At 71.1% G+C, this 21,014-nt stretch carries 19 protein-coding genes and 1 other RNA gene; 8 read left to right on the top strand and 12 right to left on the bottom strand.

What is annotated here, in order from left to right:
* Positions 1 to 41: 41 nt before the first annotated feature.
* The 3 genes from IFT73_RS03335 to IFT73_RS03325 form a co-directional block, all read right to left on the bottom strand.
* Positions 42 to 1,778 carry an ABC transporter ATP-binding protein gene (locus IFT73_RS03335; RefSeq protein WP_192166374.1) on the bottom strand — a complete coding sequence of 579 codons (1,737 nt, stop codon included), beginning with the start codon at positions 1,776 to 1,778 and terminating at the stop codon, positions 42 to 44.
* 70 nt (positions 1,779 to 1,848) lie between these two features.
* Positions 1,849 to 3,228 carry a GntP family permease gene (locus IFT73_RS03330; protein WP_192166373.1) on the bottom strand — a complete coding sequence of 460 codons (1,380 nt, stop codon included), beginning with the start codon at positions 3,226 to 3,228 and terminating at the stop codon, positions 1,849 to 1,851.
* The gene (locus IFT73_RS03325) at positions 3,225 to 3,740 is read right to left on the bottom strand and encodes a gluconokinase (protein WP_192166372.1); all 516 of its coding nucleotides are present in this window, start codon (positions 3,738 to 3,740) and stop codon (positions 3,225 to 3,227) included. The genes IFT73_RS03330 and IFT73_RS03325 overlap by 4 nt, the downstream gene beginning before the upstream one ends.
* Positions 3,741 to 3,853: 113 nt before the next feature.
* On the opposite strand from IFT73_RS03325, the gene IFT73_RS03320 reads away from it, so the two are divergent.
* Complete coding sequence (locus IFT73_RS03320) at positions 3,854 to 4,834, top strand: hypothetical protein (protein WP_192166371.1); 981 nt, start codon at positions 3,854 to 3,856, stop codon at positions 4,832 to 4,834.
* On the opposite strand, the gene ffh is transcribed toward IFT73_RS03320, so the two are convergent.
* From ffh to ftsY, 5 genes are all read right to left on the bottom strand, one after another.
* On the bottom strand, positions 4,818 to 6,344 hold the full coding sequence (gene ffh, locus IFT73_RS03315) for a signal recognition particle protein (protein WP_192166370.1): 1,527 nt from the start codon (positions 6,342 to 6,344) through the stop codon (positions 4,818 to 4,820). The genes IFT73_RS03320 and ffh overlap by 17 nt on opposite strands.
* Before the next feature lie 181 nt (positions 6,345 to 6,525).
* Positions 6,526 to 8,808, bottom strand: coding sequence for a [protein-PII] uridylyltransferase (locus tag IFT73_RS03310; protein ID WP_192166369.1), 2,283 nt, complete (start codon positions 8,806 to 8,808; stop codon positions 6,526 to 6,528).
* A gap of 80 nt (positions 8,809 to 8,888) precedes the next feature.
* On the bottom strand, positions 8,889 to 9,227 hold the full coding sequence (locus IFT73_RS03305) for a P-II family nitrogen regulator (protein ID WP_056607616.1): 339 nt from the start codon (positions 9,225 to 9,227) through the stop codon (positions 8,889 to 8,891).
* A gap of 2 nt (positions 9,228 to 9,229) precedes the next feature.
* On the bottom strand, positions 9,230 to 10,474 hold the full coding sequence (locus IFT73_RS03300; RefSeq protein ID WP_056607614.1) for an ammonium transporter: 1,245 nt from the start codon (positions 10,472 to 10,474) through the stop codon (positions 9,230 to 9,232).
* 152 nt (positions 10,475 to 10,626) lie between these two features.
* Positions 10,627 to 11,784: a signal recognition particle-docking protein FtsY gene (gene ftsY / locus IFT73_RS03295; protein WP_192166368.1), complete on the bottom strand. Its 1,158-nt coding sequence runs from the start codon at positions 11,782 to 11,784 to the stop codon at positions 10,627 to 10,629.
* Positions 11,785 to 11,926: 142 nt separating this feature from the next.
* Here ftsY and panB point away from each other — a divergent pair, with 142 nt between their 5' ends.
* Positions 11,927 to 12,793 (top strand): 3-methyl-2-oxobutanoate hydroxymethyltransferase, encoded by an 867-nt coding sequence (panB, locus tag IFT73_RS03290; protein ID WP_192166367.1) that lies wholly within the window; start codon positions 11,927 to 11,929, stop codon positions 12,791 to 12,793.
* A gap of 21 nt (positions 12,794 to 12,814) precedes the next feature.
* Here panB and IFT73_RS03285 read toward each other — a convergent pair whose 3' ends face one another.
* Both IFT73_RS03285 and IFT73_RS03280 read right to left on the bottom strand, forming a co-directional pair.
* Complete coding sequence (locus tag IFT73_RS03285) at positions 12,815 to 13,120, bottom strand: hypothetical protein (RefSeq protein WP_192166366.1); 306 nt, start codon at positions 13,118 to 13,120, stop codon at positions 12,815 to 12,817.
* On the bottom strand, positions 13,117 to 13,311 hold the full coding sequence (locus tag IFT73_RS03280) for a hypothetical protein (protein WP_192166365.1): 195 nt from the start codon (positions 13,309 to 13,311) through the stop codon (positions 13,117 to 13,119). The genes IFT73_RS03285 and IFT73_RS03280 overlap by 4 nt, the downstream gene beginning before the upstream one ends.
* Positions 13,312 to 13,362: 51 nt before the next feature.
* Between IFT73_RS03280 and map the strand changes: the two genes are divergently transcribed.
* The gene (map, locus tag IFT73_RS03275) at positions 13,363 to 14,211 is read left to right on the top strand and encodes a type I methionyl aminopeptidase (protein WP_192166364.1); all 849 of its coding nucleotides are present in this window, start codon (positions 13,363 to 13,365) and stop codon (positions 14,209 to 14,211) included.
* Between the two features lie 42 nt (positions 14,212 to 14,253).
* On the opposite strand, the gene IFT73_RS03270 is transcribed toward map, so the two are convergent.
* On the bottom strand, positions 14,254 to 15,090 hold the full coding sequence (locus IFT73_RS03270) for an aldo/keto reductase (protein ID WP_192166363.1): 837 nt from the start codon (positions 15,088 to 15,090) through the stop codon (positions 14,254 to 14,256).
* Positions 15,091 to 15,250: 160 nt separating this feature from the next.
* Here IFT73_RS03270 and IFT73_RS03265 point away from each other — a divergent pair, with 160 nt between their 5' ends.
* The 3 genes from IFT73_RS03265 to IFT73_RS03255 all read left to right on the top strand — a co-directional run bounded on the left by IFT73_RS03265 (position 15,251) and on the right by IFT73_RS03255 (position 18,721).
* The gene (locus IFT73_RS03265) at positions 15,251 to 16,981 is read left to right on the top strand and encodes a helicase (RefSeq protein WP_192166362.1); all 1,731 of its coding nucleotides are present in this window, start codon (positions 15,251 to 15,253) and stop codon (positions 16,979 to 16,981) included.
* A 152-nt stretch (positions 16,982 to 17,133) separates the two neighbouring features.
* Positions 17,134 to 18,249 carry an HNH endonuclease signature motif containing protein gene (locus tag IFT73_RS03260; RefSeq protein ID WP_192166361.1) on the top strand — a complete coding sequence of 372 codons (1,116 nt, stop codon included), beginning with the start codon at positions 17,134 to 17,136 and terminating at the stop codon, positions 18,247 to 18,249.
* Positions 18,250 to 18,280: 31 nt separating this feature from the next.
* A complete protein-coding gene (locus tag IFT73_RS03255) occupies positions 18,281 to 18,721 on the top strand; it encodes a VOC family protein (RefSeq protein ID WP_192166360.1) in 441 nt (146 codons plus the stop codon).
* On the opposite strand, the gene rnpB is transcribed toward IFT73_RS03255, so the two are convergent.
* Positions 18,715 to 19,111: RNase P RNA component class A (gene rnpB, locus IFT73_RS03250), an RNA gene on the bottom strand. The genes IFT73_RS03255 and rnpB overlap by 7 nt on opposite strands.
* 46 nt (positions 19,112 to 19,157) lie before the next feature.
* Between rnpB and IFT73_RS03245 the strand changes: the two genes are divergently transcribed.
* A complete protein-coding gene (locus IFT73_RS03245; protein ID WP_192166359.1) occupies positions 19,158 to 20,219 on the top strand; it encodes an SLC13 family permease in 1,062 nt (353 codons plus the stop codon).
* A 16-nt stretch (positions 20,220 to 20,235) separates the two neighbouring features.
* Entirely contained in the window at positions 20,236 to 21,009 is a 774-nt protein-coding gene (locus IFT73_RS03240; protein WP_192166358.1) for a peroxide stress protein YaaA, read from the top strand.
* Positions 21,010 to 21,014 lie beyond the last annotated feature (5 nt).

The following is a 21,014-nucleotide window of genomic DNA, read 5'->3' as shown; positions in this document are numbered from 1 at the left end:
AGCGCATGATCCCTGCATCATGACGAGCTCACTCCGTTCGCTCATGCTGTCGCCTCCTCGAGGGTCAGCTGCGACAGGACGATCTCGCGGTAGACGTCGCAGTCGTCCATCAGCTCGGCGTGCGTGCCGGTGCCGACGACGCGTCCCTCGTCGAGCACGACGATGCGGTCGGCCGAGCGGATCGTCGAGACGCGCTGCGCGACGATCACGACGGCCGAGGCCGCCGTGACCGGGCGCAGCGCGGCGCGCAGGGCCGCGTCGGTGCCGTAGTCGAGCGCCGAGAACGAGTCGTCGAACAGGTAGATCGGCGGACGCTTGATGATCGCGCGGGCGATCGCGAGCCGCTGCCGCTGGCCGCCCGAGACGTTGGAGCCGCCCTGGGCGATCGGGGCGTCGAGCCGCTCGGGCATCTTCTCGACGAAGTCGCGCGCCTGGGCGATCTCGAGCGCCTGCCACACCTCGTCGTCGGTGGCGTCGGGGCGGCCGTAGCGCAGGTTGGACCCGATGGTGCCCGAGAACAGGAACGGGCGCTGGGGCACCAGCCCGATCGCGGCCCAGACGTCCTCCGGGTGCAGGGACCGGACGTCGTGGCCGTCGATCTCGACCGAGCCGCCCGTGGCGTCGAACAGGCGCGGCACGAGGCCCAGCAGCGTCGACTTGCCGCTGCCGGTCGAGCCGATGATCGCGGTCGTCTCACCGGGTCGGGCGATCAGGTCGACGTCGTGCAGGACGTCGTGCTCGGCCCCCGGGAACGCGAACGAGGCGCCGCGGACGTCGATGCGTCCCTCCGTCAGGGTGACGTGCGGGGCGTCGTCGGGCGCCCGGACGCTCGGCTCGGTCTCGAGCACCTCGGTGATGCGCTCGGCCGACACCTCGGCACGCGGCCACAGCATCAGCATGAACGTCGCCATCATGACCGACATCAGGATCTGCACCAGGTAGTTCTGGAACGCGGTCAGCGTGCCGACCTCGAGGTCGCCGCTGCTGATGCGGTAGCCGCCGAACCACGTCGCCAGCACGACCGAGACGTTCATGATGAGCATGACGATCGGGAACATCATGGCCATGAGCCGGCCGACCGCGATCGCGACCTCCATGTTGTCGCGGTTGGCGTCGCCGAACCGCTCGGCCTCGTAGTCCTCCTTGACGAAGGCGCGGATGACGCGGATGCCCATGATCTGCTCGCGCATGACGCCGTTGATCGTGTCGATCCTGACCTGCATGAGCCGGAACAGCGGGCGCATCTGGCGGATGACCAGGGCGATGCTGACGACCAGCGCCGGGATGACCAGCAGCAGCAGGCCCGACAGCTCGACGTCCTGCCGCAGGGCCATCGCGATGCCGCCGAAGCACATGATCGGCGCGGTGACGAGGAGCGTCAGCGCCATGAACACGATGAGCTGCACCTGCTGGACGTCGTTGGTCGACCGGGTGATGAGGGTCGGCGCGCCCAGCTCGGTCATCTCGCGGGCGGCGAACGTCTCGACCTTGCCGAACACGCCGGCCCGCAGGTCGCGGCCCAGCGCCATCGCGGTGCGTGCGCCGTAGTAGACCGCGACGATCGTGCACACGACCTGCAGCACCGTGATGCCCAGCATCTCGAGCCCCGTGCGGACGATGAATCCCGTGTCGCCGACCACGACGCCGCGGTCGATGATGTCGGCGTTGAGGCCCGGCAGGTAGAGGTTGGCCAGCGTCTGCACGAGCTGGAAGAACAGGACGATCGCGATGGGCCGCTTGTACGGAGCAAGATACGTCCGCAGGAGCGGGATCAGCATGACCTCAGGCTAGCCCCGTGCACCGACGGGACCCCACGACGATCGAGGTGGTTCGCTCTCGGCGTAGACGTCAGACGACGACGTCGAGGCCCAGCACGACGATGAGCCCCATCACCGACAGCACGGTCTCCATGATCGACCAGCTCTTCAGCGTCTGGCCGACCGTCAGCCCGAAGTACTCCTTGACGAGCCAGAACCCCGCGTCGTTGACGTGCGAGAAGAACACCGATCCCGCACCGATCGCGAGCACCAGCAGCGACACCTCCGGGCCCGCCAGGTCGGCGGCGATGGGTGCCATGATGCCGGCCGCCGTGATCGTGGCGACCGTGGCCGAGCCCGTGGCGACACGGATGACCACCGCGACCAGCCAGGCGATGATCAGCACCGGCACGCCGCTGTCGCGGACGAAGTCGGCCACGACCTCCGCGATGCCGGTGTCGACGAGGGTCTGCTTGAACCCGCCGCCCGCGCCGACGATCAGGATGATGCCCGCGATCGGGGGCAGCGAGCTGCCGAGGACGTCCGAGACGTCCTCCTTGGTCATCCCGGTCGAGATGCCGAACGTGAAGATCGCGACGATGACCGCGATCAGCAGCGCCACGAAGGGCTCGCCGATGAAGTCGAGGACGCTGCGCAGCGTCGTGCCGTCGTCGACCAGGATGTCGCCGAAGGCCTTGCCCATCATCAGGACGACCGGCAGCAGCACCGTCGCGAGGGTCACGGCGAAGCTGGGCCGGCGCTCGCGCTTCTCGGGCGACGCGTCGTAGAGGTCACCTGCCGGGACCGGGACCCACCGGTCGGCGAAGCGCGCGAACACCGGTCCGGCGACGACGATGGTCGGGATCGCGACGATGATGCCGAGACCCAGGGTCAGGCCGAGGTTGGCGTCGACGGCCGCGATCGCCGCGAGCGGTCCGGGGTGGGGCGGCACGAACCCGTGCATCGCCGACAGGCCCGCGAGGGCCGGGATGCCGAGCGAGATGATCGACCGCTCGGCGCGCTTGGCGACGAGGAAGATGACCGGCATCAGCAGGACGAGGCCGATCTCGAAGAACATCGGCAGACCGATGATGGCTCCGATCGCGGCCATCGACCACGGCAGCATCCGCGGGCTCGACCGTCCCACGATGGTGTCGACGATCTGGTCGGCCCCGCCCGAGTCGGCCAGCAGCTTGCCGAACATCGCGCCGAGGGCGATCAGCACGCCGACGCCGGCGACCGTGTCGCCCACCCCGCTGCTGAAGCTGTCGACGACGGCGAGCATGTCGCGCCCGGCGATGGCCCCGACCGTCAGCGACCCGAGGATCAACGCGAGGAACGGGTGCAGCTTGAACACCGTGATCGCGACGACCAGGACGGCGATGCCGACGATCGCGGCCGTGATGAGCTGGCCGGTGCCCGCGACCGCCTTGACGGGATCGCCGGCCGCTGCGACGAGTGACTCGATCATGACGCGTCCTCCTGCGTGAGCCCGGCCTTGGCGACGAACTCGTCGACGATCTCGTCGGGCGGCGGGGTGATGTCGAAGGCCCAGCCACGCTCGTCGTCCTGCAGGGCCTCGAGCGTCTGCTCCTGCGACTCCAGCAGCGACAGCGGCATGAAGTGGTCGCGACCCTCCATGCGCGACCGGATGAGGTCGTGGTCGCCGGTCAGGTGCAGGAACATCGTGCGGGGCGCGGCGTCGGTCAGGACGTCGCGGTAGACGCGGCGCAGGGCCGAGCAGCTGATGACTCCCCCGTCGGCGCCGTGCTCGGCCAGCCACTGGCCGATCTTCTCGAGCCACGGCCACCGGTCCTCGTCGGTCAGCGGCGTGCCGGCCGACATCTTGGCGATGTTGGCCTCGGAGTGGAAGTCGTCACCGTCGGCGTACTCGACGCCGAACCGGTCGGCGAGGTCGTGCCCCACCGACGACTTGCCGACTCCCGAGATGCCCATGACGACGACCAGCGGTGTTGCTCCCATGCACCGACCGTATGCCCGATGCTCGGGCGGCGCGACGGGGGTACAACTTTCGGCACGGCCTGTAACCGATCGGTCGATGCCGCCCGGGTGCCGTCCCGCCTAGCGTCGGAGCCATGACGAGGCGGACGCGGTGGCTCCCGGTGCTGGGTGTGCTCGTGGCCGCACCGTGGTTCGCTGAGATGGCGTGGGGCGGCATCGCCGTGACCGAGCTGCCGCTGGTGCTGCTGTTCCTCGCCCCCCTCTACGGCAGCGCGGCGCTGCTGGTCCGCGAGGTCGCGCGGCGCGCCGGGGGCGGGTGGCCGTCGATGCTGATGCTCGCCGCGGCGTTCGGCGTCGTGCAGGCGGGCGTCGTCGACCAGTCGCTGTTCAACCCCGCCTACGGACGCTTCGACTTCCAGCATCCGGTGCACGTCGCCGGGCTCGACGTCAGCCTCTACTTCCTCTTCGCGTTCGTGAGCGGTCACGTCGTCGCGAGCATCGCGACGCCGATCGCCCTGGCCGAGGCGTGGACGCGCGCGCCGTCGCGGCGCAGGCCGTGGCTCGGACGGCGCGGGCTGCCGGTCGTGGCGACCGTCTACGTGCTCGCGAGCGTCGTCAACCACCTCGGCGTCAAGGACGAGGAGGGGCACGGGTTCCAGGCGGCACCCGTGCAGACGGTCGCCGCGGTCGTCGCGGCGGCGCTCCTCGTGGCGGGCGGCGTGCTGTGGCGCAGGCGCGACGTGACGGACGTCCGGGTGCCGTCCACCGTCGCCGTCGCGGCCATCGGCTTCGCGGCGTACTTGCTGTACCTGCCCGGGGAGTCCGGCGCCGCGCTCGCGGTGGGGGTCGTCGTGGCGGCCGGCGTCGTCGCGGTGGTGGGCAGGTGGTCGACGAGCCCGCGCTGGACCGACGACCACGTGACGGCGCTCGCGATCGGCTCGGTGCTCGTGGGCGTCGTGATGCCATTCCTGGTCGAGCCGTACGACGACGGGGTGACCGCGGGCCGCGAGATCGTCCAGGACACCGCCGCGGCCGTCGTCTGCCTCGCCGGCGTCGCCGTCACGTGGTGGCGACTGCGCGTGCTGGCGAGGCGCCGCCCTACATCAGGTCCTTGAGCTCCTTGGGCAGCTCGAACGGCTGGTCGCCCTGTGCGGGGAAGCCGAAGGCGTTCGCGCCGTCCTTGGCGGGTGCCGCACCCGTCGCGGCTGCCGCACGCTTGGCCGGGTTGCCCGACACGCGCTTGCCCTTCTTCTTCTGCTGGGGCTTCTGCTTGGCGCCGGCCCGCTTGCCGGCACCGGGCATGCCGGGCATGCCCGGCATCCCGCCGCCCTTGGCCATCTGCTGCATCATCTTGCGTGCGTCGAAGAACCGGTCGACCAGGCCGTTGACGTCCTTGACCTGCGTGCCCGAGCCCTTCGAGATGCGTGCGCGGCGCGATCCGTCGATGATCTTGGGGTTCTCGCGCTCGGCCGGCGTCATCGACAGGATGATCGCCTTGATCTTGTCGACCTCGCGGTCGTCGAAGTTCTCGATCTGCTCCTTGTACTGGCCCATGCCCGGCAGCAGACCCATGATCTTGGTCATGGAGCCCATCTTCGAGATGGCCTCCATCTGCTTGAGGAAGTCGTCGAGGGTGAACGAGCCCCCCATGAGCTTCTCGGCGTCCTTCGCGGCCTGCTCGGCGTCGAAGGCCTTCTCGGCCTGCTCGATCAGGGTCAGCACGTCGCCCATGTCGAGGATGCGGCCCGCCATGCGGTCGGGGTGGAAGGCGTCGAAGTCGGTGAGCTTCTCGCCCGTCGACGCGAACATGATCGGGCGGCCCGTGATGGAGCGCACCGACAGGGCGGCGCCACCGCGGGCGTCGCCGTCGAGCTTGGTCAGGACGACGCCGGTGAAGTCGACGCCCTCGAGGAACGCCTCCGCCGTGACGACGGCGTCCTGGCCGATCATCGCGTCGATGACGAACAGCACCTCGTCGGGGTCGACGGCGGCGCGGATGTCGGCGGCCTGCTGCATCAGGTCGGCGTCGATGCCCAGACGTCCGGCGGTGTCGACGACCACGACGTCGTGGAGCGTGCGTCGGGCCTCGGCCAGACCCGCCGTGGCGACCTGGACGGGATCGCCCACGCCGTTGCCGGGCTCGGGCGCGAACACCGTGACGCCCGCGCGCTCACCGACGACCTGCAGCTGCGTGACGGCGTTGGGCCGCTGCAGGTCGGCCGCGACGAGCATCGGCGACTTGCCCTGCTCCTTGAGCCACAGGCCGAGCTTGCCCGCGAGCGTCGTCTTCCCGGCGCCCTGGAGGCCCGCCAGCATGATGACGGTCGGACCGTTCTTGGCGTAGCGGATGCGCCGCGTCTCGCCGCCAAGGATCTCGATCAGCTCGTCGTTGACGATCTTGATGACCTGCTGGGCCGGGTTGAGCGACTGGCTGACCTCGGCGCCGAGGGCGCGCTCCTTGACCCGCGCGATGAACTCGCGGACGACCGACACCGCGACGTCGGCGTCGAGCAGGGCGACCCTGATCTCGCGGGCGACGGTGTCGATGTCGGCCTCGGAGAGCCGGCCCTTGCCGCGCAGGTTCTTGAACGCGGACTGCAGGCGGCCTTGCAGGGTGTCGAACATGGGGCTGCGACGTCCTCTGGTGGAAGAAACGAGATCGTCCCAACTCTAACCGAGCCCGCCGAGGAGTCGCGTACGCCCGGCGAGGAGTCACTCCCGCCCGTCCGCGAGTCACTCCCGCCGCTGCGCTGCTCGGCGTACGTGACTCGCCGCCGGGCGTACGTGACTCGTCGGCGGATGGGGGCTAGGCGAGGGCGGACGCGATGGCGTCGCGCAGCGAGGCGGACGTCGCGTCGTCCGGGCGGTGCCCGTCGGCGTCGACGACGTAGAAGACGTCGCGCACCTCGTCGCCGTACGTCGACATGTGCGCCGACCGGATCGACAGGCCCGACGAGGCGATCTGGTCGCACACCGTCCACACCAGTCCGCGCCGGTCGAGCGCCCGCACCTCGATCGCGGCGGCCGTCTCGGTGACGCGTCCCAGCAGCCGCACGCGCGCGTCGGGCGCATCGGGGATCGACGACAGCTCGAGACGCCCGGCCAGATCGAGCTCGCCGGCCATCGCAGGCCGCAGCCGCTCGGTCAGGCGGCCCGCGTCGACGTCGGCCCGCGACACCTCCCACAGCGTCACCGCGGCGTCGCCCAGCGTCACGGTGCGGGCCGACCGCACGGCCAGGCCGGCCAGCGCCAGCCCGCCGGCGAGATCGGCCATGACGCCGGCCCGGTTCGCCGTCACGATCGTCAGCAGCGACCCGCCGCGGTGCGACTCGACCGTGAGGGTGAAGTCGGACGGGCCGGTGGTGCCGTGGTCGGGGATCGGGACGTGCGCGGGCCACCCCTCGTACGTCGTCGCGTCCGGGGTGACGACCGAGTCGTCGAGCACCCGGCGCACCTTGCCGACCAGTCCCTCGATCAGACCCTGCCGCCAGCCCGACCACGCCGTCGGGCTGGTGGCCCGCGCGTCGGACGCCGTCAGGGCGCTCAGCAGGTCGAGGAAGTCCTCCGTGCCGACGATCTCGGCGACGTTCGCCGCGGTCGACGGGTCCTCGATGTCGCGCCGCGTCGCGATCGTGGGCAGCAGCAGGTGCCAGCGCACCAGACGCCCGATCGTCCGCGCGTCGTCGTCGCCGAAGCCCCACCGGGTCGCGATGCGGACGGCCATGGGCTCGCCCACCTCGGAGTGGTCGCCCGCCACGCCCTTGCCGATGTCGTGGAGCAGGGCGGCGACCGCCAGCAGGTCGGGGCGTGCGACGTCGCGCTTGAGCCCCGCGGCGATGACGCACGTCTCGAGGCTGTGCCGGTCGACCGTGAACCGGTGCACCGGCGACGACGAGCCGCGCAGGCGGATCGCCGCCCACTCGGGCAGCAGACGGTCCACGACGCCGGCGAAGTCGAGCTCGTCCCACACCGGCAGGAGGCCCGGACCCGCGGTCAGCAGGTCGACGAGGTGCCGCGTGGTCGAGGCCGGCCAGGGCTCGGGCAGCTCGCCCATCGCGGTCGCGAGCCGCCGGGCCGAGCCCGGGCTGATCGGCAGCCCCTGCCGTGCCGCCGCGGCTGCGGCCCGCAGGGCGAGCTCGGGGTCGGTGCCGGGATCGGCGTCCTTGGTCACGATGACCTCGCGGTCGAGCACCCCCACCCCGTCGTCGAGCGCGACCACGAGCGGCCCCCTGGACGTGAACGCGCCCTTGCGGGTGATGGGCTCGAGGGCGTCGTCGACCTTGCGCCACGCCAGCGACGCGAGGTGCGCGATGCGCCGCCCGACCTGGCGCGTGTGCAGGTCGAGCTCGACGGGCTCCATGCCGAGCAGGCGCGCGACGTCGGGGACGACCTCGGCGTCCAGCCGCTCGACGCGACGCCCGACCGTCTCGTGCAGCGCGTCGCGGACGTCGAGCAGCGCGCCCCGCAGCATCTCGGACTCGCCGTGCGGGACGTCGATCAGCCACGTCGCGACGAGCGCGCGCAGCGTGACGCTGTCGCGCAGGCCGCCGCCCGACTCCTTGAGGTCGGGCACCGCGGCGTGCGCCAGCCACCCCGCCCGGTCGATGCGGGTCGTGCGCGCCTCGCGGACCTCCGCGACGCGGGTGCGTGCGTCGCGACGCCAGTCGGCGAGCACCTGCGACCGCAGGGTCAGGACGAGCCCCGCATCGCCCGCGACGGCGCGGGCGTCGAGCATCCCCATGGCCGCCCGGTGGTCGGTCGCGGCGGCCTCGCGCATCTGGATCGTGTCGCGCACCGAGTGGTCGAGCGCCACGCCGTCGTTCCACAGCGGGTACCAGACGGCCTCGGCGACCTCGCGCACGAGCGCCTCGTCGACGGACGGGTCGTGCAGCAGGACGACGTCGAGGTCGCTGAACGGCGACAGCTCGGACCGCCCGTAGCCGCCGACCGCGACGAGGGCCAGGCCCGATCCCTCGCGGGGGTCGCCGCCGTGGGACGGTGCCGCGTCGGCGAACAGCTGCCGCAGCCGGCGGTCGGCGTCCAGCGCCCGGTCGGCCCGACGCTGGGCGAGCTCGCGGTGATCCGTCACGGCCACAGGCTAGTCACCCCGCACGCACCGCTGGGCCCGACGCGTGCACGCGTCGGGCCCAGCGGTGGAGGTGCAGCGGGTCAGAGGGCTGCCTCGTCGGTCTCGCCCGTGCGCACGCGCACGACCGAGTCGACCGGGACGACCCAGACCTTGCCGTCGCCGATCTTGCCGGTCTGCGCCGACGACGTGATCGTGGCGACGACGCTCTCGACGTCGGCGTCGTCGACGACGACCTCGAGGCGGATCTTGGGCACCAGCGAGACGTCGTACTCGGCACCGCGGTAGACCTCGGTGTGCCCCTTCTGCTGTCCGTACCCGCTGGCCTCGGTGACCGTCATGCCGGCGACACCGGCCGCGGCGAGTGCCTCGCGGACTTCTTCCCACTTGTGCGGCTTGATGACCGCGGTGACAAGCTTCATGCTCAGAGCTCCTTCAAGAGGTTGGACCCGCCGCTGCTGCTTCCGTAGTCGTACGCCGTCTCCAGGTGCTCGACCTGATCGATGCCGGTCACCTCGTCCTCCTCGGAGACGCGGAAGCCGATCGTGACGTCGATCAACTTACCGATCGCGTACGTGAGGACGAACGAGTAGGCCAGCACGACGAACGCCGCGACGAACTGCTTGCCCAGCAGGCTGAGGCTGCCACCGTAGAACAGACCGTCGCCGACGGCGAGCAGACCGATCAGCAGGGTGCCGACGAGACCGCCCACGAGGTGGACACCGACGACGTCGAGCGAGTCGTCGTAGCCGAGCTTGTACTTCAGGCCGACCGCGAGGGCGCACAGGACGCCGGCGACCAGGCCCAGGAAGATCGAGCCGAACGGCGACAGCGCACCGGCGGCCGGGGTGATCGCGACGAGGCCGGCGACGGCACCCGACGCGGCTCCGAGGCTCGTGCCCTTCTTGTCGCGGAAGAACTCGACCGCGAGCCAGCCGATGATCGCCGCGCCGGTGGCGACGGCGGTGTTGACGAACGCGAGACCCGCGAGGCCGTTGGCTCCGACGGCCGAGCCGGCGTTGAAGCCGAACCAGCCGAACCACAGCAGACCCGCGCCGAGCAGCACGAACGGCAGGTTGTGCGGACGCATGGGGTCGCGGCGCCAGCCGACGCGCTTGCCGAGCACCAGGGCCAGGGCCAGGCCCGCGGCGCCCGCGTTGATGTGCACCGCGGTGCCGCCGGCGAAGTCGACCGCCTCGAGCTTAGTCGCGATCCAGCCGCCGTCGTCACCGAAGTCGAAGACCCAGTGCGCGACCGGGAAGTAGACGATCGTGATCCAGATGACCGAGAACAGGATCCAGGCCGTGAACTTGGCCCGGTCGGCGATCGCGCCGCTGATCAGGGCGAGCGTGATGATCGCGAACATCAGCTGGAAGGCGACGAAGACGTACTCGGGGATCGTGCCGTACGCGGTGTCGACGGAGATGTTCTGCAGCCCGAGGCGGTCGAAGCCGCCGAGGAACTGGTTGCCGCCGGGGCTGAACGCGAACGAGTAGCCGTACAGCACCCACAGGACGGGGACGATGGCGAGCGCCGAGAAGCTCATCATCATCATGTTGAGGACGGTCTTGGAGCGGACCATGCCGCCGTAGAAGAACGCCAGTCCTGGCGTCATGAGCAGGACGAGGGCCGAGCTGGCCAGGATCCACGCGGTGTCGCCGGTATCCATGAAACCTCCGAAGTGATGGACGCGGGCGAGGTGCCGCCCGCTGCATCACAGCCTGATGTCGGAGGATTTCCGATTGCGGTGCCCGATGTTGCGCCCGTGTCACGAAACGCGCTGCTGCGTTAACAGCATGTTTCGGGACGGCCCCGGCGGCGTCAGGACAGCAGGGCGTCCACGAACTCGTCGGCGTCGAACGGCGCGAGGTCGTCGGCCCCCTCGCCGAGACCGACGAACTTGACCGGCACGCCGAGCTCGCGCTGGACCGCGATGACGATGCCACCCTTCGCGGTGCCGTCGAGCTTGGTCAGGACGATGCCCGTGACGTCGACGACCTCGCCGAACACGCGCGCCTGCGTCAGGCCGTTCTGGCCCGTCGTCGCGTCGATGACCAGCAGCACCTCCGTGACGGGCGCCTGCTTCTCGATGACGCGCTTGACCTTGCCCAGCTCGTCCATCAGGCCCGACTTGGTGTGCAGGCGTCCGGCGGTGTCGACCAGGACGACGTCGGCGCCGTCGGCGATGCCGCGCTGCACCGACTCGAACCCGACGCTGGCGGGGTCGCCGCCCTCGGGGCCGCGGACGGTCGGGACGCCGACCCGCTCGCCCCACGTCTGCAGCTGGTCGGCGGCGGCGGCGCGGAACGTGTCGGCCGCGCCCAGCACGACGGTCTTCTCGTCGGCGACCAGCACCCGCGCCAGGCGTCCGACCGTCGTGGTCTTGCCGGTGCCGTTGACGCCCACGACGAGCACCACGCCGGGCCTGCCGTCGGCGCCGGCGGACGACAGCGAGCGGTCGAGCGTCGGGTCGACCAGGCGCACGAGCTCGGCCCGCAGCGCCGCCTTGGCCACCTCGGGATCGGTGACGCCCTCGACCCGCAGCTTGGTGCGCAGGTTGGCGACGAGCTCGTCGGTCGCGCCGACACCCACGTCGGCGGCCAGCAGCGTGTCCTCGATCTCCTCCCACGCGGCGTCGTCGAGCGTCGAGCGTCCGAGAACGGCCAGCAGGCCCTTGCCCAGGGAGCCCTGCGACTTCGCCAGGCGGGCGCGCAGGCGGACCAGGCGGCCCTGCGGCGCCTCGGGACGCTCGAGCGTGTCGACCGCGGTGCCGTGGTCGGCCTCGGCGGGCTCGGGCTCGGCCGGCACCTCCGGGTCGGGCGAGATCGGGGTCGTCCCGTCCGGCTGGTCGATCTCGCGCGTCGGCGGGGCCGGGGGCAGCTGACGGCGGCCGCGCGTGATGACGAGGGCGGCGCCTCCACCCACGACGACGACGGCGACGATGATGCTGATGAGGGCGATGAGCTCGTTCGTGGTCACCGCACGATCCTAGGTCCTCGGGTGACGTGGTCCACATCACGGCGGGACGACCTCGGCGTCCGTGTGCCGGCAGCGCGCGTGTGCCACGCTGGAGACATCCATGGACCCCGCACGGGGCCGTGAGACGAACAGGAGAACCACCATGGTCGACGCGACCCCAGAAGAGACCGCGCCCTACGGGGGCGGACCCGCCGCTCCCCCGGCCGCCCGCAAGCGCATCCGCACCCACACGCTGCAGCAGATGAAGGACCGCGGCGAGAAGTGGACGATGCTCACGGCGTACGAGCAGTTCACCGCCGGCATCTTCGACGAGGCGGGGGTCGAGGTGCTGCTGGTCGGCGACTCGGCGTCCAACAACGTCTTCGGCAACGAGACGTCGCTGCCCGTCACGGTCGACGAGCTCATCCCGCTGGTGCGGGCGGTCTCCCGCTCGGCGAAGCACGCGCTGGTGCTGGCCGACCTGCCGTTCGGCTCGTACCAGGCCTCGCCCGAGCAGGCGTTCCACACGGCCGTGCGGTTCATGAAGGAGGCGGGCGCGCACGCCGTCAAGCTCGAGGGCGGCACCGCGATGGCCCCTCAGGTCAAGCTGCTGACCGACGCCGGCATCCCCGTCTGCGCGCACATCGGCTTCACGCCGCAGGCCGAGCACAACCTGGGCGGCTACCGCGTGCAGGGTCGCGGCGACGGTGCAGCCCGGCTCGTCGAGGAGGCGAAGGCGCTCGAGGCCGCCGGGGCCTTCGCGATCGTGATGGAGATGGTGCCGGCTCCCGCTGCCGCAGCGGTCACCGCCGCGCTGCGCATCCCGACCGTCGGCATCGGCGCGGGCGTCGAGTGCGACGCCCAGGTGCTGGTCTGGACCGACATGCTCGGCATCAACACGGGGCGCGTGCCCCGCTTCGTCAAGAAGTACGCCGACCTGCACGGCGTGATGCTCGGCGCTGCCCAGGAGTACGTCTCCGACGTCAAGGGCGGGTCGTTCCCGGCGGCCGAGCACTCGTTCGAGAGCTGACGCCCGCCGGTCCTCACCCCGTCAGGCGCCCCAGCCGCCCAGCCGGACGCCCAGGGCGGTGACGGCGGCGAGGACCGGCAGCCCGGCCAGCGGCACGAACGTGGACGCCGCCGGCCGGGTGCGCGCCCAGCGCGACGTCCAGACCGCGATCGGCACGATCGCCACGACGTGCAGCACCACGCCCCACCACGGGGCGTAGACCATCGTCGTGACGGCGAGCCACAGCAGCACCAGCAGGCCGACGACGCCGATCCACGGGCCCGAGCGCTCGAGCTGCAACCCGCTCCTGCGGCTGCGCCGCCGTCGACGCCGGGTCGAGCCGATCACGGCTCCTTCGGCGCCTCGTCGTTCCAGTCGGGGTCGTCGTCCCACGACTTGGTGCGCTCGGCGGCGATCTCGAGCGCGTGCGAGGCCTCCTCGGCGGAGTCGTACGGGCCGAGGCGGTCGGCCGCCCGGCAGCCCTCCTCACCCTCGACCGTCTTGTGCTTCGTGCAGTAGTAGAACGCGTGATCTGCCATGGCCCCATCCTGCACCAGGTGGCGCTGGGCCGCTGCCACTAAACTCGCCCGGTGACTGTGCTGACCGCCGGCCGGGTGTCCCCCGAGCGCGCCGTGCCCTCCTCGATCGACCGCCCCGAGTACGTCGGCCAGATCGCGCCGCTTCCCTACAAGGGCCCGCTGGTGCGGGACGAGCGGACGATCGAGGCGATGCGGGTCGCGAGCCGCATCGCCGCGCAGGCGCTCGACGCCGTCGAGGCCGCGATCGCCCCGGGCGTCACGACCGACGAGCTCGATCGCGTCGGGCACGAGTTCCTGGTCTCGAACGGCGCCTACCCGTCCACGCTCGGCTACCGCGGCTACCCCAAGTCGCTGTGCAGCAGCGTCAACGAGGTCATCTGCCACGGCATCCCCGACGACCGGCCGCTCGAGGACGGCGACATCGTCAACATCGACATCACGGCCTACATCGGCGACGTGCACGGCGACACCAACAAGACGTACCTCGTCGGCGACGTCGACCAGGAGTCGCGTCTGCTGGTCGAGCGCACCCGCGAGGCGACGATGCGCGCGATCCGCGCCGTCAAGCCGGGGCGCGAGATCAACGTCATCGGACGCGTCATCGAGACGTACGCCAAGCGCTTCGGCTACGGCGTCGTGCGTGACTTCACGGGCCACGGCGTGGGTCCGGCGTTCCACGACGGGCTGGTCGTCCCCCACTACGACGACCCGTCGGCCGACACCGTGATCCAGCCCGGCATGACGTTCACGATCGAGCCCATGCTGACGCTCGGCGGAACCGACTGGGACATGTGGGACGACGGCTGGACCGCCACGACCCGCGACAGGTCGCGGACGGCCCAGTTCGAGCACACCCTCCTGGTCACCCGCGACGGCGCCGAGATACTGACACTGCCCTGACCGCGGTGGCGGTCAGGGCAGCGTCGGTGGGGGTGGTGACCGTCAGGACGGGATGTAGTTGAACTCGTCCGGGTTCGGGCCGGTGCGCTCGTCCTTGTTGAGGGCGCTGATGAAGCCGACCTCGGAGTCGGACAGCTCGAAGTCGAAGATGTCGAAGTTCTCCTCGACGCGGCTGCGCGTGACCGACTTCGGGAACACGATGTCGCCGCGCTGCACGTGCCAGCGCAGGACGACCTGGGCCGTCGTCTTGCCGTGCTCGGTCGCGATGCCCTGGATGACGGGGTTGTCGAGCACGATGCCCTTCGCGATGGGCGACCAGGCCTCGGTCGCGATGCCGTGCTCGGTGTTGACCGCGCGCACGTCGTCCTGCGTCAGGAACGGGTGCACCTCGATCTGGTTGACCGCGGGGACGACGTTCGTCTCCTGCACCAGCCGGCGGATGTGCGAGGGCTGGAAGTTCGAGACGCCGATCGAGCGGGCGCGGCCCGTTGCGTAGATCTCCTCGAGCGCCTTCCAGGTCTCGACGAAGTCGACGTCGATGCCCGGCAGCGGCCAGTGGATCAGGAACAGGTCGACCTTCTCGAGGCCGAGCTTGTCCATCGTGCCGTCGAACGCCTCGAGCGCGTCGTCGTGGGCGTGGAAGCCGTTGTTGAGCTTGCTCGTCACGAAGATCTCGTCACGGGCGATGCCCGACTCGGCGATCGCCTCGCCGACGCCCTTCTCGTTGCCGTACATCTGGGCCGTGTCGATGTGGCGGTAGCCGACCTCGAGCGCCTGGAGCGTCGCGTCCTTCGTCTCGTCGGGATCGATCTGGAACACCCCGAAACCGAGCTGAGGAATCGAGACACCGTTGTTGAGATCGATGGTGGGAACGCTCATGAAGCCTCCTGGGCTGGACGTCTGGTGGGATGGCCTCACCTCTCGTGGAGGGGCCGCCATCGACACTACCCATCCTGGGCGAGCGGCAAACTCGCGCGCGTCCTCGACCCCGCGAGGACGCACGACCCGTAGCCCGCTCGCACCCGTGTAGCGTCCGGGCGTGTCCAGTGCCCGCCGATCCGGTTCTCGTCGGCGCAGCGCGTCGCGGGCCCGCAGCGCGAAGCCGCTGCCGCCGCTCCCGGTGCCGTCCGGTCCGGGCGAGCGCGTGTGGGTGCTCGACGTGCCCTACGGAACGCAGGTCGACGGCGCCACCTGGCATCCGGCGGTGAGGACCCACCTGTTCGTCGGGCGGTCGCTGCCCCCGCACCTCGCCCCCTACTCCCCCGGGGCGCACACGCTCGGTCGCTTCGTCGAGAACACCCTGAACCCCGACGACCCGGCCCCGAGCCCCGAGGCGACCGGCGCCCTGGAGCCGCGGAGGATCCAGTTCGAGGCGGCCGACGCGATCGCCGAGCGCGCCGCCGCGGGTGGCCGCCTGTTCCTGCTGGCCGACGAGCCGGGAGTCGGCAAGACGATCTCGGCCGTCCTCGGCGCGACGGCCGTGGGCGACCTGCGCGGCGCCCGACGGGTGCTCGTGGTGGCCGACCGGCCCGCTGCCATCACGATCGGTCACTGGTGCCGGACCATCACGGCGCTGGGCGACGGCGGTCTCGAGTGGGTCGTGATCACGTGGGACCGGCTGGACAAGGTCGCCGACCACGCGTGGGACGTGATCGTCGCGGACGAGGCGCACGCGTTGCGACGGACCACGACGAAGCGGTGGAAGGCCTGGGCGAAGGTGTCGGGGCACGCGCGACCCCACGACAGCGCGCCGTTCGTCATCGCGACGACGGCGACCCCCGGGCACACGCCTCTCGAGCTGCCGTACCTCGCCCCCGCCTACGCGCAGGCGTTGGGCGAGCCGATGCGGGAGTGGACCGCGACGACGCAGCCCGGCACGGCGTTCGTCGCGGCCCTCGAGCGCCACGGGGTGGGGGTCGAGCACGGCCGGTACGGCGCGACCTGGACGACCGATCCCGGCCGGCGTGCGACCGACCTGGCGCTGGTGCGCGGCTGGCTCGCCGACGAGCAGCCTCCGGCGATCCTGCACCGCGCGGCACCGTGGGGTCCGGTGCCGATCTCCGGCATGCCGGTGACGCTCACCCCGTCCGAGCGGGCCGCCTACGAGGCCGAGTGGGGCGAGTTCTGCCGCGAGATGGACATCGCCCGGCGCGGGCGCAGCGTCGCGAAGGGGCGGGCCGCCCTGCTGCGCTTCCGGCAGAAGGCCGGGTTGATCCGGGTCGACTCGACGGTCGACTGGATCGCCCAGCAGGTGCGCTCCGAGCGCCAGGTGGCGTGCTCGGTCGAGTTCGTCACGACCGCCGCCGAACCGATCACCGACAGATTGCGCGACTCCGGCATCGACGTGGCGACGATCTACGGGGACGGCCGCTTCGACGCCGAGGCCGAGCGGCTCCGGTTCCAGACGGGGCAGGCCCCGGTGTGCGTCTTCACGACGGTCGCCTCGATCAGCCTCCACGCCGGCGAGTTGCTGGCGGACGGCCGTCGGGCGAGCACCGAGCCGCGGGTCGGCATCTTCCACCAGGCTCGGTTCTCGGGCATCGCGGCGCGGCAGGTGACCGGCCGCACCCACCGCGACCACCAGGTCTCGCCGTGGCACATCGCCTACGCGGAGGGAACGGTCGAGGAACAGGTCGGCCGGGTCATGGTCGAGCGGATCGCCGCCGCCTCCGACTCCGTGGGCAGCGACACCGAAGGCCTCGTCGACGTCGCGCAGCTCCTCGGCGCCGACTGGCTGCCGCCCGCGACGATGACGGCGGACGACGGCTGATCGCGACACGGATCGCCGACCACAACGTGCTCATCGCGACACCCTTGTAGTTCCCGAGCCGTCAGCGGGACGTCGATCACGCCGCCCCGGCGTCGTGCACACCCTGCATCTCGCTACGGTTGAGTGTCGGTGGTGGCGTCTAGGTTGGATGTATGGCCACCTTCGCACCTGCTCCGATCGACGTCCTGGGTGATGTCGCGCGGGAGCAGGCGCGTGCTGAGGCGCGGTCGGTGGTGGCGATGCTGGAGTACAGGGACGCCGAGATGGCGCGGATCGAGCTGCTGGAGTCGCCGATGCGTCGGTTGGTCGAGCGCGGCGCGATCGCGTTGAGCATTGGTGAGGCGATGGGATTGTCGGAGGGGCAGGTGGTGCACCGGTTGGCGTTCGCCGACCGGGTCCGCGACCACTCGTCCACGACGTGGGAAGCGTTCCTGGACGGTCGCATCGACTTGGTGCGGGTGCGCGAGGTCGGGCACACGATCGGCCAGCTCAAGCGCACCGAATCGGTCGACCTGCTGGACCGGCGGGTGGTGCAGTACGCGCAGACCCACACGGTCGCCGAGCTGCGGGCCTGGCTCAAGCGATTCGTTCGCCGGGTCGAGGCCGATCTGGCGATCGAGCGGGCCGAGGACGAACGCACCAAGCGGCACGTGACGGTCCAGCACGGTGACGACTCGATGGGTTTCCTGGGCGCGTACCTGCCGTCGCACGAGCTTGCCGCGATCGCCGACCGGATCCGCAAGGGCGCCCGCCGTGGTGTCGACCCCGACGACGACCGCACCGTCGCCCAGCGTGAGGCCGACCTGCTGGTCGCGTGGTGCACCGACTCCGATGCCACCGAGGCTGCCGTCGAGGCGAACATCGGCGTCACGATCGGTGCGGACGTCCTGGCCGGCGCGAACCCCGGCTTTGCCGAGTCCACCGACGGCACCTGGGGAGTCCCCGCCCAGTGGATTGCTGACGTGGCCGAATCTGGCAGCGTGTTCTGGCACCGCATCATCACCGACCCGGTCGGCAACGACGTCCTGGCCCACGAATATCTCGGCCGATTCGCCCCGGATGTTCTCAACGTGGCGTTGAGGTTCTTGTACGGAACCTGCCAAGGCCCCGGCTGCATGGTCCCGGCCGAACGATGCGACATCGACCACCGCATCCCATACCCCGAAGGCCCCACCAGGGGAGACAACCTCGGACCCCTGTGCCGACGACACCACACCTACAAGGGCCACGGCGTCCTGCACTGGACCACCAGACCCGACGCCGCTTGACGAACGCCCGAGAGCCGCTAGCGTGCGGCGCATGCCCATCAAGCTCGAGAACATCGGGATCGCCGTGCGCGACCTCGAGGCAACGATCGCCTTCTTCACCGACCTCGGCCTGACCGTCCTCGGCCGCGACACGGTCAGCGGCGAGTGGACCGACACCGCCGTCGGGCTGGACGGCAACCACGCCAACATCGCGATGCTGCAGACACCCGACGGCGACGGGGTGATCGAGCTCTTCGAGTACGTCCACCCCGCCGCGATCGAGACCGAGCCCTCCCAGCCGAACCAGATCGGCATGCACCGGGTGGCCTTCTCGGTCGACGACATCGACGAGGCACTCGCGATCGCCGCCCGGCACGGCTGTCATCCGCTGCGCGGGGTGGCGACCTACCGGGACGTCTACAAGCTCACGTACGTGCGCGGCCCCAGCGGCATCATCGTGATGCTGGCCGAGGAGCTGAAGAAGGGCGAATGAGCCGGCCTGTAAGCCGGATCCTGTCGTGGGCGACCATCCATCTGGGACGCCCATTGCTGGGCGCCTCGTGCAACCTACCCGCTGACATCGGACGAGCAGCCCGTCAGCGCAAGCCACCCGCCGCCGAAGCGTCACGCGGCCCTCTTGGTCTTGCTCCCGGTGGGGTTTACCTAGCCGTCCCGGTCACCCGGGACGCTGGTGAGCTCTTACCTCACCGTTTCACCCTTACCCGCACCCGCGCTCCGAGGAGCACGGGCCGCTGGCGGTCTGATTTCTGTGGCACTGTCCCGCACGTCGCCGTGGGTGGCCGTTAGCCACCACCGTCGCTCTGTGGAGTCCGGACTTTCCTCGACGCCCCGCGAGGGACGCCGCGGCCGCCCGGCCGACTCATTCGCGTCGCCGATCCTACCGTGGGCCCTTCCGGTAGGTTCTGCGCGTGACGCACGACCTCGGATCCCTCGCGGAGATCATCGGCTTCCTCGTGGCGATGACCGTGCTGGCGCAGGCCTGCGCGGACGAAGGCCTCTTCACAGCACTCGGCGGTCGGGTGGCCCGCGGCGCCCGCGGATCGAGTCGCCGGCTGCTGGCCTACGCCGTCGCGACGGCCGCGATCGTCACGGCGACCCTCAGCCTGGACGCAACGGTCGTGCTGCTGACGCCCGTGCTGCTCGCGGCGTCGGCTCGGCGTTCGTACGCCTACGCGTCGGTACGGCTCGCCAACTCCGGCTCGACGCTGCTGCCGGTCTCGAACCTGACCAATCTGCTGGCCTTCGGGTCGACGGGCCTGACGTTCCTCGGGTTCACGTGGGCGATGCTGCCCGTCTGGATCGTCGCCGTGGTCGCCGAGTACCTGGTCCTCCGCGTGTGGTTCAGGAGCGAGCTGCGCGACGCCGCCCCGGTGCCCGTGGACGTCCAGCCCGTTCCACTCGTGCCCGTCACGGTCGTCGTGCTCGTGCTGATCGGGCTCGGCAGCGGGCTGACACCGTGGATCCCGGCCGCGATCGGTGCGGTGATGCTGAGCACGCGCGCCCTCGTGCGACGCCTGTCGACGTGGCGCGAGCTGCTCGACGCGGCCAACCTGCCGCTGGCCGCCGTGATCCTGGCGTGGGCCTTCTCCGTCGGCTACATCGGATCGACGAGCCTCGGCGACCGGTTGACCGACGCCCTGCCGTCCGGCGAGGGCCTCTGGTCGCTCCTGGCCGTCGCGCTGATCGCGATGATCGCTGCGAACCTGGTCAACAACCTGCCGGCGACGCTGCTGCTCCTGCCGGCCGCCGAGGCCGCCGGTCCGGGCCCGGTGCTGGCGCTGCTGGTGGGGGTCAACGTGGGCGCCAACCTGACGATGATCGGCTCGCTCGCGAACATCCTGTGGCGCAAGTCGGGCGGACGCAGCGTGTCCACGATCCGCGAGTTCCACACGATCGGGTTCGCCACGACGCCCGTGCTCGTCGCTCTCTGCACCGTCGTCCTGTGGGCCTGGACGTCCGTCATCTGGTGACGGATAGGGTCGGGGCGTGCTGATCCTGCTCCCCCCGTCCGAAGGCAAGACCCGGCCGGAGGACGGACCGCCGCTCGACCTCGACGCGCTGTCGTTCGCGCGGCTGAACCCTGTCCGCGAGCAGCTGCTGCGCAGTCTCGTGAAGCTGTCGTCGGGCAACCCGAGGCGTGCCGCCGAGGTGCTCGGCCTGGGTCCCACGCAGGCCGGCGCGATCGCGGTCAACGCCGTCCTTCCCGACGAGCCGGCGGCACGCGCCGACACCGTCTACACGGGCGTCCTGTTCACCGCCCTCGACCCCGCCAGCCTCGACGACGTCGCACGGCGGCGCGCCGACGAGTCCCTCGCGATCGCGAGCGCGCTGTTCGGGCTGGTGAGGCCCGGCGACCTCATCCCCGCCTACCGGCTGTCGGGCACCGTCAGCCTCCCGCGCCTGGGGCCCGTCGCCGGACGCTGGCGCACTCCCCTGCCCCGTGTCATGGCCGAGGCCGTCGGCGACGGGCTGCTGGTCGACCTGCGCTCGGGCACCTACACCGCGCTTGGCAAGCCACCCGTCGAGCTCGCCGAGCGCACCGCGACGATGCGGGTGCTGCACGAGCACAACGGCCAGCGCAAGGTCGTGAGCCACTTCAACAAGGCCACCAAGGGACGCATCGTCCGCGGCCTGCTCGAGGCCGGGGCCGAGCCGCGGACCGTCGACGAGCTGCAGGCGACGCTCGCCGACCTCGGATGGACGGTCGAGCGGGCCGGCACGCGTCTGGACGTCGTGGTCGACGAGGTCGCGACGAGCTGAGCCGG

This window comes from Aeromicrobium sp. CFBP 8757 (genome assembly GCF_014841755.1).
Taxonomy (GTDB): domain Bacteria; phylum Actinomycetota; class Actinomycetes; order Propionibacteriales; family Nocardioidaceae; genus Aeromicrobium.
Note: the sequence above shows the minus strand (reverse complement) of the source record. Positions and strands in the feature narration are given on the sequence as shown.

Excerpts from the sequence above, each read along its gene's own strand:
- IFT73_RS03335 (WP_192166374.1), bottom strand. The coding sequence starts at position 1,778 with ATGCTGATCCCGCTCCTGCGGACGTATCTTGCTCCGTACAAGCGGCCC.
- IFT73_RS03330 (WP_192166373.1), bottom strand. The coding sequence starts at position 3,228 with ATGATCGAGTCACTCGTCGCAGCGGCCGGCGATCCCGTCAAGGCGGTC.
- IFT73_RS03325 (WP_192166372.1), bottom strand. The coding sequence starts at position 3,740 with ATGGGAGCAACACCGCTGGTCGTCGTCATGGGCATCTCGGGAGTCGGC.
- IFT73_RS03320 (WP_192166371.1), top strand. The coding sequence starts at position 3,854 with ATGACGAGGCGGACGCGGTGGCTCCCGGTGCTGGGTGTGCTCGTGGCC.
- ffh (WP_192166370.1), bottom strand. The coding sequence starts at position 6,344 with ATGTTCGACACCCTGCAAGGCCGCCTGCAGTCCGCGTTCAAGAACCTG.
- IFT73_RS03305 (WP_056607616.1), bottom strand. The coding sequence starts at position 9,227 with ATGAAGCTTGTCACCGCGGTCATCAAGCCGCACAAGTGGGAAGAAGTC.
- IFT73_RS03300 (WP_056607614.1), bottom strand. The coding sequence starts at position 10,474 with ATGGATACCGGCGACACCGCGTGGATCCTGGCCAGCTCGGCCCTCGTC.
- panB (WP_192166367.1), top strand. The coding sequence starts at position 11,927 with ATGGTCGACGCGACCCCAGAAGAGACCGCGCCCTACGGGGGCGGACCC.
- IFT73_RS03280 (WP_192166365.1), bottom strand. The coding sequence starts at position 13,311 with ATGGCAGATCACGCGTTCTACTACTGCACGAAGCACAAGACGGTCGAG.
- IFT73_RS03270 (WP_192166363.1), bottom strand. The coding sequence starts at position 15,090 with ATGAGCGTTCCCACCATCGATCTCAACAACGGTGTCTCGATTCCTCAG.
- IFT73_RS03260 (WP_192166361.1), top strand. The coding sequence starts at position 17,134 with ATGGCCACCTTCGCACCTGCTCCGATCGACGTCCTGGGTGATGTCGCG.
- IFT73_RS03255 (WP_192166360.1), top strand. The coding sequence starts at position 18,281 with ATGCCCATCAAGCTCGAGAACATCGGGATCGCCGTGCGCGACCTCGAG.